The 12,854-nt window shown below is 66.0% G+C and carries 13 protein-coding genes; 5 read left to right on the top strand and 8 right to left on the bottom strand.

The window, feature by feature from the left end:
- Window positions 1–28: 28 nt before the first annotated feature.
- The 6 genes from ACNSN4_RS01385 to ACNSN4_RS01410 all read right to left on the bottom strand — a co-directional run bounded on the left by ACNSN4_RS01385 (window position 29) and on the right by ACNSN4_RS01410 (window position 4,206).
- Entirely contained in the window at window positions 29–397 is a 369-nt protein-coding gene (locus tag ACNSN4_RS01385) for a DUF192 domain-containing protein (RefSeq protein ID WP_418283975.1), read from the bottom strand.
- Between the two features lie 113 nt (window positions 398–510).
- Window positions 511–765, bottom strand: a complete 255-nt coding sequence (locus ACNSN4_RS01390) for a glutaredoxin family protein (RefSeq protein ID WP_418283976.1) — start codon at window positions 763–765, stop codon at window positions 511–513.
- Window positions 766–857: 92 nt separating this feature from the next.
- Complete coding sequence (locus ACNSN4_RS01395; RefSeq protein WP_418283977.1) at window positions 858–1,313, bottom strand: HNH endonuclease; 456 nt, start codon at window positions 1,311–1,313, stop codon at window positions 858–860.
- 79 nt (window positions 1,314–1,392) lie between these two features.
- Complete coding sequence (locus tag ACNSN4_RS01400; RefSeq protein WP_418283978.1) at window positions 1,393–2,772, bottom strand: NCS2 family permease; 1,380 nt, start codon at window positions 2,770–2,772, stop codon at window positions 1,393–1,395.
- A 167-nt stretch (window positions 2,773–2,939) separates the two neighbouring features.
- Complete coding sequence (locus ACNSN4_RS01405; RefSeq protein WP_418283979.1) at window positions 2,940–3,653, bottom strand: phosphoribosyltransferase family protein; 714 nt, start codon at window positions 3,651–3,653, stop codon at window positions 2,940–2,942.
- Window positions 3,654–3,747: 94 nt separating this feature from the next.
- On the bottom strand, window positions 3,748–4,206 hold the full coding sequence (locus ACNSN4_RS01410; RefSeq protein WP_418283980.1) for a DUF7529 family protein: 459 nt from the start codon (window positions 4,204–4,206) through the stop codon (window positions 3,748–3,750).
- Window positions 4,207–4,332: 126 nt separating this feature from the next.
- Between ACNSN4_RS01410 and ACNSN4_RS01415 the strand changes: the two genes are divergently transcribed.
- The 5 genes from ACNSN4_RS01415 to ACNSN4_RS01435 are packed head-to-tail and all read left to right on the top strand — an operon-like array spanning window position 4,333 to window position 10,263.
- Window positions 4,333–5,943 carry an ABC transporter substrate-binding protein gene (locus ACNSN4_RS01415; protein ID WP_418283981.1) on the top strand — a complete coding sequence of 537 codons (1,611 nt, stop codon included), beginning with the start codon at window positions 4,333–4,335 and terminating at the stop codon, window positions 5,941–5,943.
- Between the two features lie 30 nt (window positions 5,944–5,973).
- A complete protein-coding gene (locus ACNSN4_RS01420) occupies window positions 5,974–6,966 on the top strand; it encodes an ABC transporter permease (RefSeq protein WP_418283982.1) in 993 nt (330 codons plus the stop codon).
- Window positions 6,966–7,985 (top strand): ABC transporter permease, encoded by a 1,020-nt coding sequence (locus tag ACNSN4_RS01425; protein ID WP_418283983.1) that lies wholly within the window; start codon window positions 6,966–6,968, stop codon window positions 7,983–7,985. The genes ACNSN4_RS01420 and ACNSN4_RS01425 overlap by 1 nt, the downstream gene beginning before the upstream one ends.
- Window positions 7,982–9,205 carry an ABC transporter ATP-binding protein gene (locus ACNSN4_RS01430; protein ID WP_418283984.1) on the top strand — a complete coding sequence of 408 codons (1,224 nt, stop codon included), beginning with the start codon at window positions 7,982–7,984 and terminating at the stop codon, window positions 9,203–9,205. The genes ACNSN4_RS01425 and ACNSN4_RS01430 overlap by 4 nt, the downstream gene beginning before the upstream one ends.
- Window positions 9,202–10,263 carry an ABC transporter ATP-binding protein gene (locus ACNSN4_RS01435; RefSeq protein WP_418283985.1) on the top strand — a complete coding sequence of 354 codons (1,062 nt, stop codon included), beginning with the start codon at window positions 9,202–9,204 and terminating at the stop codon, window positions 10,261–10,263. Before ACNSN4_RS01430 ends, ACNSN4_RS01435 begins: the two co-directional genes overlap by 4 nt.
- 81 nt (window positions 10,264–10,344) lie before the next feature.
- Here the strand turns inward: ACNSN4_RS01435 and ACNSN4_RS01440 are convergent, their stop codons facing one another.
- Both ACNSN4_RS01440 and ACNSN4_RS01445 read right to left on the bottom strand, forming a co-directional pair.
- Window positions 10,345–11,610 carry an ABC transporter ATP-binding protein gene (locus ACNSN4_RS01440; RefSeq protein WP_418283986.1) on the bottom strand — a complete coding sequence of 422 codons (1,266 nt, stop codon included), beginning with the start codon at window positions 11,608–11,610 and terminating at the stop codon, window positions 10,345–10,347.
- Window positions 11,607–12,854, bottom strand: a complete 1,248-nt coding sequence (locus tag ACNSN4_RS01445) for an ABC transporter ATP-binding protein (RefSeq protein ID WP_418283987.1) — start codon at window positions 12,852–12,854, stop codon at window positions 11,607–11,609. The genes ACNSN4_RS01440 and ACNSN4_RS01445 overlap by 4 nt, the downstream gene beginning before the upstream one ends.

Consider the following 12,854-nt stretch of genomic DNA (forward strand, 5'->3'; position numbering starts at 1 on the left):
CGGACACGGGCGACCGAGCCGGTTGCGGTTAGTCTACGAGCCGGATCTCGTCACCGACCGCGACCGCGTCGGCCGCCCCCGCCGGGAGTTCGACGATCGTGTCGGCCCGCCCGCGCCCGAGCCCGACGAACGGGGCGAGCCGCCGTTTCGCGGTCACCTCGCCGTCGACGAGCCACAGCGCGTCGATCGCGAAGGGGACGAACAGCATGTGGAGCCACCGCGACTCCGCCCCGTCGAACGGGAACACGAGCGCGTGGTCGTCGGGCACCGATCGCCGGAACATCAGGCCGCGCGCCTGTTCGAGCGTCGATCGCGCGACATCGACGTCGCTGGCGAGGAGCTGACTCTCGCGGTCGTCCGGCGGGCCTGAGACGTGGACGAGGCGCACGCTCGTCACGTCGACACGGCCGGATAAATAGCCTCTCGATCGGCGACGGTGTCGCCTCGATATGGCGGTGACGACGCGCCGACTGCGAGCCGCGCTCGTCCGCGAGCCCGTGTCGCGTACGTCTAGCTCGCGTCGCCGTACGTCTCTTCGAGGTACTCGACGATGTCGTCGCTCTCGGGCATCGCGTCGATCCCGTGTTCCTCGTCGACGAGGACCGGTACACCGGTCTGGCCGCTTATCTCCTCGACTTCCGTCCGCTCGGAGTGAGAGCGCGGGACCATCACCGACTCGTACTCTATGCTAAGTTCGTCGAGCTTCGCCGTCACCTTCGCGCAGTACGGGCAGCCCTCTAGTTCGTAAAGCGTCAGGTTCGTCATCACCTCCACGTAGGGGGTAGACGCGTAAAGAAGTACGGTGGTCGGTGCGCGACACGCGCACGGGCGAAACCGTCGATGAAGGCGACTTTCGCTCACGGACGGGTCCCGAGCGGGGGCCGCGTCTCGTCTCGCGGGATCCGGTCGGCACGACGGTCGTGGACGTCTTCGTGACAGTCGCGGCAGAGCGTGATCAGGTTCGAGAGCTCGTTCGACCCGCCGTTGGCTCGCGGGACGACGTGGTGGACCTCGAGGATTCGCGCCGCGGTTCCCTGCGTCGACTTCCCCGGCGGCCGTCGACGCGTCCGGTCGTCGCGGTCGCGCCATACCGTCGCGCCGTCGACGCGCTCTACCATCCCCGCCGGACAGAGGGCGCACTTGAACTTGTCACGGAGACGGACGCGCGCCTTCAGCTCCCACTCCGGCTGCGGCGATCGGTACGACCGCGGGCCGCTCTGCGAGAGCTTCGAGAACAGCTGCGTGAGCGTGTAGAGGGGCGGATCCGGGAGCTCTCGGAGCTTCCACGCGCGGACCGTCTCCCACTCTTCCATCGCTGCTCCGTCGGGTCGGCGCGGGGAAATACCCCGCGGCCCGGAGACGGAGCGTCGCGCCCCGGAGACGCAAGCGGCCCTAGAGGATAACGCCGCGCGTCTGCAGCACGTAGTAGACCACGAGCAGCGCCGCGATGATGTACTGTCCGAGGTGGACGTCGTCGTACTCGCCGAGAGCGATCTTGATGAGCGGATAGGCGACGATACCGGCCGCCAGCCCGTCGGCGATGGAGTAGGCGAACGGCATCACCGTGACGGTGAGCCCGGCGGAGACCGCCCACGCCGGATTCGACCAGTCGACCTCGACGAGTCCCTGGAGCATCATCACGCCGACGACGATCAGCGCGATGAAGGAGGCGTACTCGGGGATCGCGGCGACGAACGGGATCAGCGCCAGCGACGCGATAAAGCCGAGGGCGACGACTAAGGCGGTGAGTCCGGTGCGGCCGCCCTCCTCGATACCGGCCGACGACTCGATGTACGTTGTCACCGTAGAGGTACCGACCATGGCACCGACGGTGGTTCCGACCGCGTCGGCCATTAGCGGTTTCTCCATCTCGGGCAGGTCGCCGTCCTCGTCGAGGAAGTCACCGAACTGCGAGACGCCGATGAGCGTCCCCGCGGTGTCGAAGAAGTCGACGAAGAAGAACGTGAACACGACCAAGACGAACGTGAGCGGCTCGATATCGGCGATTCCGTCGAGGAACGCGCCCGCGAGCGGAGTGATGTCGTACTGAGCCGCGGGTAGCGTCTCGGGAGTGACGACGCCGCGCTCGAACACGCCGGCGAACGTGAGCGCCCACCCGGCTAGCGCGGTCGTCAGGATACCGAGGATGATAGCGCCCGTGACGCCGCGAGCCCACAGCCCGAACGTCAACGCCAGTCCCAGTATCCCGAGAATCGCCCACGGGTTCGCGAACACGTTGCCGAGCGTGACGAGCGTCGCGTCGTCCGGGACGACGATCTGGAGCTCCTGCAGTCCGATGAACAGGAGGAACAGCCCGATACCGGCGCCGACCGCGCGCTTGACCGGCTCCGGGAACAGTTGAATGATGTACTTCCGCGCGCCGACGGCGGTCAGCAGCATGAACAGGACGCCCTCGACGAAGACGGCGGCGAGCGCGGTCTGCCACGGGATCCCGAGCCCGATCACCACGGTGAACGCGAAGAAGGCGTTGAGCCCCATCCCGGGTGCGAGCCCGAACGGGCGGTTAGCGTACAGCGCCATCACCAGCGTCGCTATCGCCGAGGCGATGATCGTCGCGATTGCGATCATCTGGACGACCTCGAAGAACTCGTACCCCGGGATCTGGATCGCCTCCGCGAGGATGAACGGGTTCACGACGATGATGTACGACATCGCGAGGAACGTCGTGAGTCCCGCGACCAGCTCCGTACGGACGTCGGAGTCGTGCTCCTCTAGGTTAAACCGCGTAGCAAGCGTGTCTGTAAGCCCCATTGAACAACTGAGGATACCGACGGATCGGATTATAAGCCTTGCTGATGACTGTCAGAAAATACCCACATACATGGATCGTATCGGGTCATAAAACAGTTGGTGTGCAGATACTATGCGCAAACGTGGGCATCTCATCCTCTTTCGTACCTCGTTCACCCCCTCGGCCGTCACTCGAACGTCGTCAGCGCACCGACCGGCGCGTCCGTGATCGCTCGCGCGCGGTCCATCCCCTCGTCGCCGACGGCGATGAGGGTGAACACGCCGGTGACGTCGGCGTCGGCCTGTAGCGCGATGTCCAAGAGGAGCTCCTGGGTCTCGCCCGACCGGATCAGGTCGTCGACGACGAGGACGGTGTCGCCGGCGTTGACCGCGCTCGCCGGGAGGTAGTAGGTGAGTTCGATGCCGGAGGCGAGCCGCTGTCGGGACTCGATGAACTCCTCGACGGCGGTCTCCTTCGACTTCTTGGCGTACGCGAGCCGGGCGTCGAAAAAGGAGGCCATCGCCGCGCCGAGGGTGATCCCGTCCGTCGCGGCCGTTAGCACCACGTCTGGGGATTCGAACCCGAACGTCTCCGCAGCGACCGGCGCGACCAGGTCGAGGAACGACTGGTCGAAGACGATACTGGAGTTGTCGACGTACCCTTCCTCGTCGAACTCGACGCGGGCGATGAGCTCGTCCGCGAGCGCGTCGCGACCGACCGCCTCGACGACTTCGCTCGCGCGGTCGGCGCCGGGCAACACGTGGCCGTTCACGTACCGATTCAGGTCGCCCGCGGGCAGTCCCGTCACCGCGGACAGCTCCTCGTACGTTCGCGTCTGCTTCAACATCCGCAACACGGCGACCGCCTGCAGCTGGAGGGCCGCCTTCTCTGCTCGGTTCATGGAAATGATCGTGATCGCACAACTATGAATACGTCGAAGTGTCCGTTCGGCTCGATACACATCCGTGTGCGTCTCAGGGGGTCGGTCGCTCGTCTCAGGCGTCGGCCGGGGGCTCGAAGAAGACGCCGGGATCGGTCAGGTCGATCTCGACGACGTCGCGATCGTCGAGAGGCCGAAGGCGGACCGTGAGCGTCCCGTCATCGCCGATCGCCGCCCGGAGCGCGTCGAACTCAGCGGCACCGAGGTAGGTCGGAACGCAGACGGCGAGCGCCGCGTCCGCGTCCTCGGCGACGACGAGACGGTACTGGACGCCCTCTCCAGCCGCGGCGTACACGCGAACCGTGTCGATCGCGGCGTCGCCGACCGCCTCGTTCGCCGCGTCGAACTCCGATCCGGGCAACAGCACGTCGAGCCGCCCCGCGTCGGCGACCGGGTTCACGTCGCCGGGGTGAGCGGCGAGCGCGGTCCAGCCTCGCTCGCGGAACGCGTCGGCCGTCGCGTCGCTGTCGGCCACCACGTCGCCCCAGCGCTCGCCCGGATCGACTCGTCGCATATCGATAACAATTCTCCGGTCTGGTAAATACTTGTCCAGTCGTCGTGACAAAATACTGTAGATACGACGGCTACGACGGGTGTTCACGTCGTTAGGTTCATAACACTCGCTCGTATGAAGTACTCCATGAACCCTGACAACGGTGATCATGTCAACAGAAGGTCCGTTCTTGCGTACGCCGGAACCGCCGCCGCGGTCGGCCTCGCCGGCTGTTCCGGAAACGGCGACGACGGGAGCGGCGGAGACGGCGGCAGCGGTGACGACGGAAGCAGCGACGACGGAAGCAGCGGCGACGACCGCTTCGAGATCGGCGTCACGATGGGGCAGATGGACTCCGGGCTCGACCCGCAGGACCACGCCGAAACGAACACGGAGATCATCGTCGGGCAGACGTACGAAGGGCTGATGGACCGCGACAAGCTGGGGGGTATCGTCGAGAGCCTCGCCACGGACTGGGAGCGCACCGACGACGGCAGCGTCCGGTTCACGCTCCGCGAGGGCGTCTCGTTCCACAACGGCGACGCGCTGACCGCCGAGGACGTGGCGTACAGCATCCGCCGGATCGTCGACGACGAGGTCGGCATCGTCAGCCCGCAGTCGAACGACCTCGGGGTCATCGACGAGGTCACCGCGGGCGACGGCGACGTGACCGTGAGCTTCGAGGGATTCAACCCCATCGCCTTCCAGCTGTTCGCGACGAACGGCGAGGTCATGCAGCAGTCGTGGGTCGAGGAGAACGACGGGAACTACATCAATCAGAACACCAACGGCACCGGCCCCTTCGTCGTCACCGAGTACGACTCCGGTAACGAGGTCATCTACGAGCCCAACGACGACTACTGGGGCGGTGACGTCCCCGTCGACCGGCTCACGATGGGTGCCTCCAGCGAATCGAGCACGCGAGTGAACCGGCTGCTCGCCGAGGAGACCGACATCGTGACGAACGTACCGCCACAGGAGGTCTCACGCGTCGAGAGCTCCGACGTCGCCGGGATCAACTCGGTGCCGAGCGCGCGGATCATCTTCCTGCAGATGCGCTACGACGTCGAGCCGTTCTCCAGCCAGCAGTTCCGCCAGGCGATGAACCACGCCGTCGACGTCGAGAGCATCATCGAGAACGTCCTCAACGGGTTCGGGTCGATCACGGGTCAACCGACCTTAGAAGAGCACGTCGGGTACAACCCGGACATCGATCCGTACCCGTACGACCCCGAAGAGGCGGAGCGACTGGTCGAAGAGTCGGGCTTCGCCGGCGCGGAGATCACGCTGGAAACGCCGATCGGGCGCTACCTCGGCGACGTGGAGATCGCGCAGGCGGCGGCGAACCAGATCGACTCGCTGTCGAACGTCTCCTGTGACCTCGAACAGCGCGAGTTCTCCTCGCTCGTGCAGGACATCACGACGGGGAACATCGAGGACAAGCCGCACTTCAACCTCCTCGGGTGGGGGAACGCCGAGTTCGACGGTAGCCAGACCATCACTCCGCTCATGACCACGAACGGTGCGCTCACGATCCTCGAAAACGAGGAGCTCGACGAGTTGATACGACAGGCCGAGAACACCGAGGACCCCGACGAACGGGTCGAGTTCCTGCGAGAGGCGAACCAGCTCGCGCACGACCTCGCACCGTGGGTGTTCCTTCACCAGCAGTTCAGCGTCTACGGCGTCTCGAACGACATCTCGTGGGAGCCGCGGAGCGACGAGTTCATCGACCCCGATACGGCGACGAGACAGTAAGGCCAGACGAACCTCTCACATCAGTTATTAATGTCATTCGGCAGATTCGTATTCAAAAGAAGCCTCCAAGGACTCGGCGTCGTCTGGGGGGTCGTCACCGTCGTGTTCGCGCTCCGATTCGTCACACCGGGGAGCGCGATCAACGCGGTCGCTCCCCTCGACGCGACTCCGGAGACGCGTCAGGCGATCGCCGCCGAGCTCGGTTTAGACCAACCGCTGTACATCCAGTACGGACAGTACCTCTTCGACCTGCTTCAGGGCGATATGGGATTCTCGTACATCCGCGGGCAGGAGGTCGTCGGACTCGTGTTCGGTCGGCTCCCGGCGACGGTGGAGCTGGCGCTCGCCGCCAGCATCGTCGCGATCGCCCTCTCGATCCCGCTCGGCGTCCTCAGTGCGACGCGGCGGAACGAGCCGGTCGACTACGGCGCGACGCTCCTCTCGCTCGGAGGGATCAGCACGCCGAACTTCTGGCTCGGCATCATGCTCATCCTGATCTTCGCGGTGGAGTTCAACGTGTTCAACACGAGCGGACGCGGCGTCGACGTCGGTGACGTGGCGCTCTCAATCGTCGGCTCGGAGCCGTTCTTCGGCACGCTGCTCGCGTGGCTCGCGTACATCACCCTCCCCGCGATCGCCCTGGGGACGTACTTCATGGCGCTTATCACGCGGTTGACCCGCTCGGGGATGCTCGACGAACTCAGCAAGGGGTACGTGCAGGCCGCCCGAGCGAAGGGACTCCCGCAGACGCTGATCCGGTACAAACACGCGCTTCGGAACACGCTTATCCCCGTTATCACCGTTCTCGGGCTTCAGCTCGGCACGCTGATCGGCGGTGCGGTGATCACCGAGGCCGTCTTCTCTTGGCCGGGGCTCGGCACGCTCGTCATCGACAGCATCAACCGCCGGGACTGGCCGGTGTTACAGGGTAGTCTCATCGTCATCGGTACGAGCTTCGTGCTCGTGAACGTCCTCGTGGACGTCGTCTACGCGTATCTCGACCCACAAGTGGTGAACGACTAATGGTTTCCGCACGTGTCATTCGCAATCTCAAAAAGGAGTTCAGAAACAGTGTGCTCGCGAAGATCGGCCTCGTTCTGGTGATCAGCATCATTCTGATCGCCACGTTCGCGCCGTTCGTCGCTCCGCACGACCCGACAACCCAACAGCTCGATCAGAGTCAACTGCCGCCGATCGGGTTCTCCGAGACGACGGAGCGGACCTCTTCCCAACTGGTCGACGGTGAGATCCAGACGGTCACCGAGACCGTCGAGATCACGGCGGACCCGAACCACGTGTTCGGCACCGACAGCCTCGGACGAGACATGCTCTCGCGGATCGTGTACGGCGCCCGCACGTCGCTCGCAGTCGGCGTGCTCGGGACGCTGCTGGCGGCCGTCGTCGGCGTTCCGGTCGGCCTGTTAGCCGGATATCACCGCGGGACCGTCGACGACGCGCTGATGCGGGTCGCCGACGTCAGCCTCGCGTTCCCCTCGCTCGTGTTGGCGGTCGCGCTCATCGGGCTCTGGGGTCGCGCGGCGGTGAACGTTCCCGATCCCTTCGTCGCCGCCGGGTTAGCGCCGGAGATGCCGGAGAGCTTCGTGTTACCGATAACCGTGGTGATAGTCGTCGGGCTCGTCAACTGGGTGTGGTTCGCCCGCGTCGCCCGCGGGGAGGCGCTCTCCTTGCGCGGGCAGGAGTACGTGAAGGCCTCTCGAGCGCTCGGCGCCGACGACAACACGATCATCCTCCGACACGTGCTGCCGAACGCGATCACTCCCATCATCGTCCTCGGGACGGTACAGGTGGCGGCGATCATCCTCTTGGAGAGTTCGCTGTCGTTCCTCGGGTTCTCCGGCACGACGCTCTCGTGGGGCTTCGACATCGCGCAGGGGCGCGACTACGTCTCGTCGGGGCAGTGGTGGATCTCGTCGATCCCCGGCTTCGCGATCATGCTGTCGGTGATCGGGATCAACCTCCTCGGAGACTGGCTCCGCGACGCCCTCGATCCGGGTATCGAGGGTGAAGGAGGTGCGGCATGAGCGAGCGCGTCCAGGCGGCGTCCCGCGCCGGTCGCGGTCCAGACGCCGACGACGTGCTCTCCGTCTCGAACCTCTCGACTCGGTTCTTCACCGAGGAGGGGCAGATAAACGCGGTCGAGTCCGTCTCATTCGACCTCCGGGACAACGAGATCCTCGGCGTCGTCGGCGAGTCCGGATCCGGCAAGTCGGTGACCTCGCTGTCGCTGATCGACCTCGTGGAGTCGCCCGGGCGGATCACCGAGGGCGAAGTGTGGTACCGGAACCAGACGCTCGCCGACGAGTTCCGATCGAACGACGGGGTAGGAGTCGACGGCGACCACGTCGACCTGCGAACGGTTCCGCCGCGGGTCCGGCGATCGCTTCGAGGGCCGTCGTTCAGCACCATCTTCCAAGACCCGATGAGCAGCTTCAATCCCTCGATCACGGTCGGCGAGCAGATCGCCGAGGCCGTCGAGGTCCAGCGGCGCGCGACGGCGAACCCGCGGTCGACGCGGTCGCGGACGCAGGGGTACGGGCTCGGTCAGTACCTCCTCGACGGGATCGTTCCCGGTCGCGACTACACCAGCGAAGAGAGCATGGACCGGGCGATCGAACTGCTCGAACAGGTCGGCATCCCCGACCCCGCCGACCGCGTCGACGAGTACCCCGGCCAGTTCTCCGGGGGAATGCTCCAGCGGGCGATGATCGCACAAGCGCTCGCGGGAGAGCCTGACGTGCTGATCGCGGACGAGCCGACGACCGCGCTCGACGTCACCATCCAGGCGCAGATACTCAACCTCCTGCGGGAGGTCCAAGCGGATCGCGGGATGAGCATCGTCCTCATCACGCACGACCTCGGCGTCATCGCGGAGATGTGCGACCGAGTGTGCGTGATGTACGCCGGAGAGATCGTCGAACGAGGGACGCTCAGCGCGGTGTTCGACGACCCGGTCCACCCGTACACCGAGGGACTGCTGGGATCGGTCCCCGACCTGGAGGACCCGCGGTCGCGGCTCCAGCCGATCGCTGGCAACGTCCCGGGGTTGCTCGATTCGGAGATGGACGACCGGTGTTACTTCGCGGGCCGGTGCCCCAAAGCGATGGAATCATGTCTGCAGAAACCCGACGAGGTCGTCGTGAACGCTGCGGCCGAACACGGCGCCAAGTGCGTCCTCGCGGAGCGCCCGTACGATCCGGACGAGGCGCTCGCCGCCGACCACTTCGGCGGTGATTCCGCATGACCGACGTCGCTCCGCTCGTCTCGGTCGAGGGGCTCAAGAAGTACTACGCCGACGAGCAGTCGATCGTCGATCGGCTGTTCGGCCACGAGCCGGAGAGCGTGAAGGCCGTCGACGGCGTCTCGTTCGAGGTCGCCGAGGGTGAGACGCTCGGCGTCGTCGGCGAGTCCGGCTGCGGCAAGTCGACCACCGGCGAGACGGTCCTCCGGCTGCGCGAGGCCACCGAGGGACAGATCACCTTCGACGGCGAGGACATTCTCGAGATGTCGGACGCCGACCTGAAGACGTTCCGAAAGCGCGCACAGATCGTCTTTCAGGACCCGTTCTCCAGTCTCGACCCGCGGATGACCGCTGGAGACATAATCACGGAGGGACTTCGAATCCACGACGTCGCCACGAAGGCCGAGCGCCGGGAGACCGCTCTGGACCTCCTCGAGCGCGTCGGGCTCTCGGCCGACCAGATCGACCGGTACCCGCACGAGTTCTCGGGCGGCCAGCGCCAGCGGATCGGGATCGCTCGGGCGCTCGCGCTCGACCCCGAGTTCGTCGTCCTCGACGAGCCGGTCTCGGCGCTCGACGTGAGCGTGCAGGCGCAGATACTCAACCTGCTCGACGATCTCCAAGAGGAGTTCGGACTCACGTACCTCTTCATCGCGCACAACCTCAGCGTCGTCCGACACATCTGCGACCGCGTCGCCGTGATGTACCTCGGCGAAATCGTCGAGACCGGACCGGTCGACGAGATCTTCGCCGATCCGGCACACCCCTACACGAAGGCGCTGCTGGCGAGCGTCCCTCGGGTGAGCACGGAGGCGCGCGAGGGAGAGTTCGCGACGCTCCACGGCGACGTGCCGTCGCCGCGGGACCCGCCCACGGGCTGTCGGTTCCACACGCGCTGTCCGGAGGCCCGTGCGGCCTGTCGGGAGTCGGCGCCGTCCGACCACGCCGTCGACGACCGGCGCCGGGCGAAGTGCTTCCGGAACGACGCGGACCACGCGTACTGGGACAGCGAGCCGATCGAGGAGAACGCGCGGTCGCTCGACGCGGACGCAACGCGGTAGCGGGCGTGCCGATAGCGGCGACGACGACCGCCCCGTTGAGGGGGTTCGGCGTACCGTGCGGCCTCGTCGACGCCTGATATGTTATCGTTCGAGGTGACACGCCGAGGGGTGAGCCTCAGAACCCAGCTCCGGATTCGTCGACTCACAGACGCTCTCGAAGGAATCACGCAGACCGTCGGTGTCCCAGTCACCGCGGGCGACCGAAGCGAAGGCGTCGTCGACGGGCCGCTGGTACTCGTCGGGAAGCGCGTGGCCCAGTAGCCGCTCGGTCGCGGCAGCGACGAACGCGTCGACTGCGGCGTCGTCGGGGTCGTTCGGCGGAGACTCGTACCCCGCGTGGCTCCACACCTTCGCGACGCTGAGGTCGCGCCGCTCCAGCAGTCCTCGGACGTCCATCACCTCGCGATACCGATCTTGCGGGAGGTCGACGGTATCGGGCGGTATCACGGACGGACAGCGCGTGCGGAATCGACAGCCGCTCGGGGGGTCTCGCGGCGACGGCACGTCCCCCGAAAGCGTCTCTACCGTTCGATCCTGCTCGTCGAGCGAGGCGCGCGGAACCGACTCCAACAGCGCCTTCGTGTACGGGTGCCGCGGCGATTCGAACAGCGCCGTCGTTTCGCTGACCTCGACGATTTCGCCGAGGTACATCACGGCGACGCGGTCGCAGATGTGCCGGATCACCGAGAGGTCGTGTGAAATAAGCAGGTACGTCAGATCGAGTTCGGCCTGCAGCTCGCTCAGCAGGTTGAGTATCTGTGCCTGTACACTCACGTCCAGCGCGCTCGTCGGCTCGTCGAGGACGACGAACTCGGGTTCCAAGGCGAGCGCTCGCGCGATACACACCCGCTGGCGCTGGCCGCCCGAGAACTCGTGCGGGTACCGGTCGTACTGCGCTCCCGAGAGGCCGACTCGCTCCAAGAGGTCGCGAACGCGGCTATCTCGCTCGGCTGGCGTCCCGACCTCGTGTACATCGAGCGGCTGGCGGATCGATGCGCCGATCGTTTTTCGCGGATCGAGACTGGAGAACGGGTCCTGGAAGACGATCTGCGCCTCTCGATGGAACTCGCGGAGCGCCTCGCCGTCGAGATCGAACACGTTGCGGCCGTCGAACTCGACGCGCCCCTCGGTCGGCTCCTGCAGTCCCATCACGGTTTCGCCGGTGGTCGACTTGCCACAGCCGGACTCGCCGACCAACCCGAGCGTCTCTCCCGTGCGGACCTCGAACGAGAGTCCGTCGACCGCACGCACGGCCACCGGATCGTTCCCCATCAGTCGGTCGATGAGCGAGTCCCGCTCCCAGAAGTACTTCTTCAGCCCGTCGACGCGCAACACCGGTTCGCTCATCGGGAGACACCTCCGTCGGTCGACGCGGTGGCGTCCGTCTGCGGAGTTCCCTCCTCGTCGTCCGTCGGCGTGTCTTCGAAGTGGTCCGGTGACAGCGGTGGGCTGTCACCGTGCTTCATCTCCGAGAGGACGCACTTGACGACGTGGTCACCGTCTTCGTTGACGCGAACTGCCGCCGGACGCTCGAGACACGCCTCCATCGCCTTCGGGCAGCGATCGGCGAAGTAACAGCGGTCACCCATCTCCTCGTCGAGCAGACTCGGTACGTTTCCAGGGACCGGATCGAGCGTTCCACCGACGCTTTCGAGATCCGGAACGGAGCCCAACAATCCGGCGGTGTAGGGATGGATGTTGTCCCGGAACACGTCTTCGAGCGTCCCTCGCTCGACGATCTCTCCGGCGTACATCACGCCGACACGGTCGCACATCCGGGCGATGACGCCGAGGTTGTGCGTGATGAGGAGAACGGTCATTCCCGTCTCCGCTTGTAGCTCCGAGAGCAGGTCGAGGATCTGTGCCTGGATGGTGACGTCGAGCGCGGTCGTCGGCTCGTCGGCGACAAGTACGTCAGGCTCTCCCGCGAGCGCTTGGGCGATCATCGCCCGCTGGAGCATTCCTCCGGAGTATTCGTGCGGATACTCCTCGGCGCGCTCGACCGGATCGGGGATGCCGACCTGTTCGAGCAGCTCGACCGCGCGCTCTCGGCTCTCGTCGCTGACGTATCGCTGTGACGGAAGCGCGAACGACAGCAACAGCGAGCCGAGCGAGTAGCTGTCTCCGTCAGTCCGTGCTCGGCCGGACCGGGGGCGTGCGCTCGCCCGCCGTTGGACCTCGACGGCCTCAGCGATCTGCTCGCCGACGGTGAGTGACGGATTGAAGCTGCTCTCCGGGTCTTGGAAGATCATGCTGAAGCTCGTCCCTCGGAGCGACGTCCGCACGCGCTCCGGCACCGATCGGAGGTCGACGAAGTCGCCGTCGACCGCGTCCGGGTGTTGGTCGGCGAGTTCGTCGGCGAGTTCCTCGTCGCGGTACCACAGGTTACCGTCGGTCACTTCGCCCGGTGACTCGACGAGGTCGACGAGCGAGAGCCCGGTCACGGACTTCCCGGATCCCGACTCGCCGACGATCCCGAACACCTCTCCCTCGCGAACGGTGAACGAGACGTCTTCGACCGCGTTGACCTGTCCCTCTCCGGTGAAAAAGCGTGTCGAGAGTCCGTCGACTCGGAGGATATCTTCGCTCAT

The sequence above is a fragment of the Halorubrum marinum genome, assembly GCF_048381195.1.
Classification (GTDB): Archaea; Halobacteriota; Halobacteria; order Halobacteriales; family Haloferacaceae; genus Halorubrum.

Excerpts from the sequence above, each read along its gene's own strand:
- ACNSN4_RS01395 (WP_418283977.1), bottom strand. The coding sequence starts at position 1,313 with ATGGAAGAGTGGGAGACGGTCCGCGCGTGGAAGCTCCGAGAGCTCCCG.
- ACNSN4_RS01445 (WP_418283987.1), bottom strand. The coding sequence starts at position 12,854 with ATGAGCGAAGATATCCTCCGAGTCGACGGACTCTCGACACGCTTTTTC.
- ACNSN4_RS01415 (WP_418283981.1), top strand. The coding sequence starts at position 4,333 with ATGAACCCTGACAACGGTGATCATGTCAACAGAAGGTCCGTTCTTGCG.
- ACNSN4_RS01420 (WP_418283982.1), top strand. The coding sequence starts at position 5,974 with ATGTCATTCGGCAGATTCGTATTCAAAAGAAGCCTCCAAGGACTCGGC.
- ACNSN4_RS01400 (WP_418283978.1), bottom strand. The coding sequence starts at position 2,772 with ATGGGGCTTACAGACACGCTTGCTACGCGGTTTAACCTAGAGGAGCAC.
- ACNSN4_RS01435 (WP_418283985.1), top strand. The coding sequence starts at position 9,202 with ATGACCGACGTCGCTCCGCTCGTCTCGGTCGAGGGGCTCAAGAAGTAC.
- ACNSN4_RS01430 (WP_418283984.1), top strand. The coding sequence starts at position 7,982 with ATGAGCGAGCGCGTCCAGGCGGCGTCCCGCGCCGGTCGCGGTCCAGAC.
- ACNSN4_RS01405 (WP_418283979.1), bottom strand. The coding sequence starts at position 3,653 with ATGAACCGAGCAGAGAAGGCGGCCCTCCAGCTGCAGGCGGTCGCCGTG.
- ACNSN4_RS01425 (WP_418283983.1), top strand. The coding sequence starts at position 6,966 with ATGGTTTCCGCACGTGTCATTCGCAATCTCAAAAAGGAGTTCAGAAAC.
- ACNSN4_RS01440 (WP_418283986.1), bottom strand. The coding sequence starts at position 11,610 with ATGAGCGAACCGGTGTTGCGCGTCGACGGGCTGAAGAAGTACTTCTGG.
- ACNSN4_RS01410 (WP_418283980.1), bottom strand. The coding sequence starts at position 4,206 with ATGCGACGAGTCGATCCGGGCGAGCGCTGGGGCGACGTGGTGGCCGAC.
- ACNSN4_RS01390 (WP_418283976.1), bottom strand. The coding sequence starts at position 765 with ATGACGAACCTGACGCTTTACGAACTAGAGGGCTGCCCGTACTGCGCG.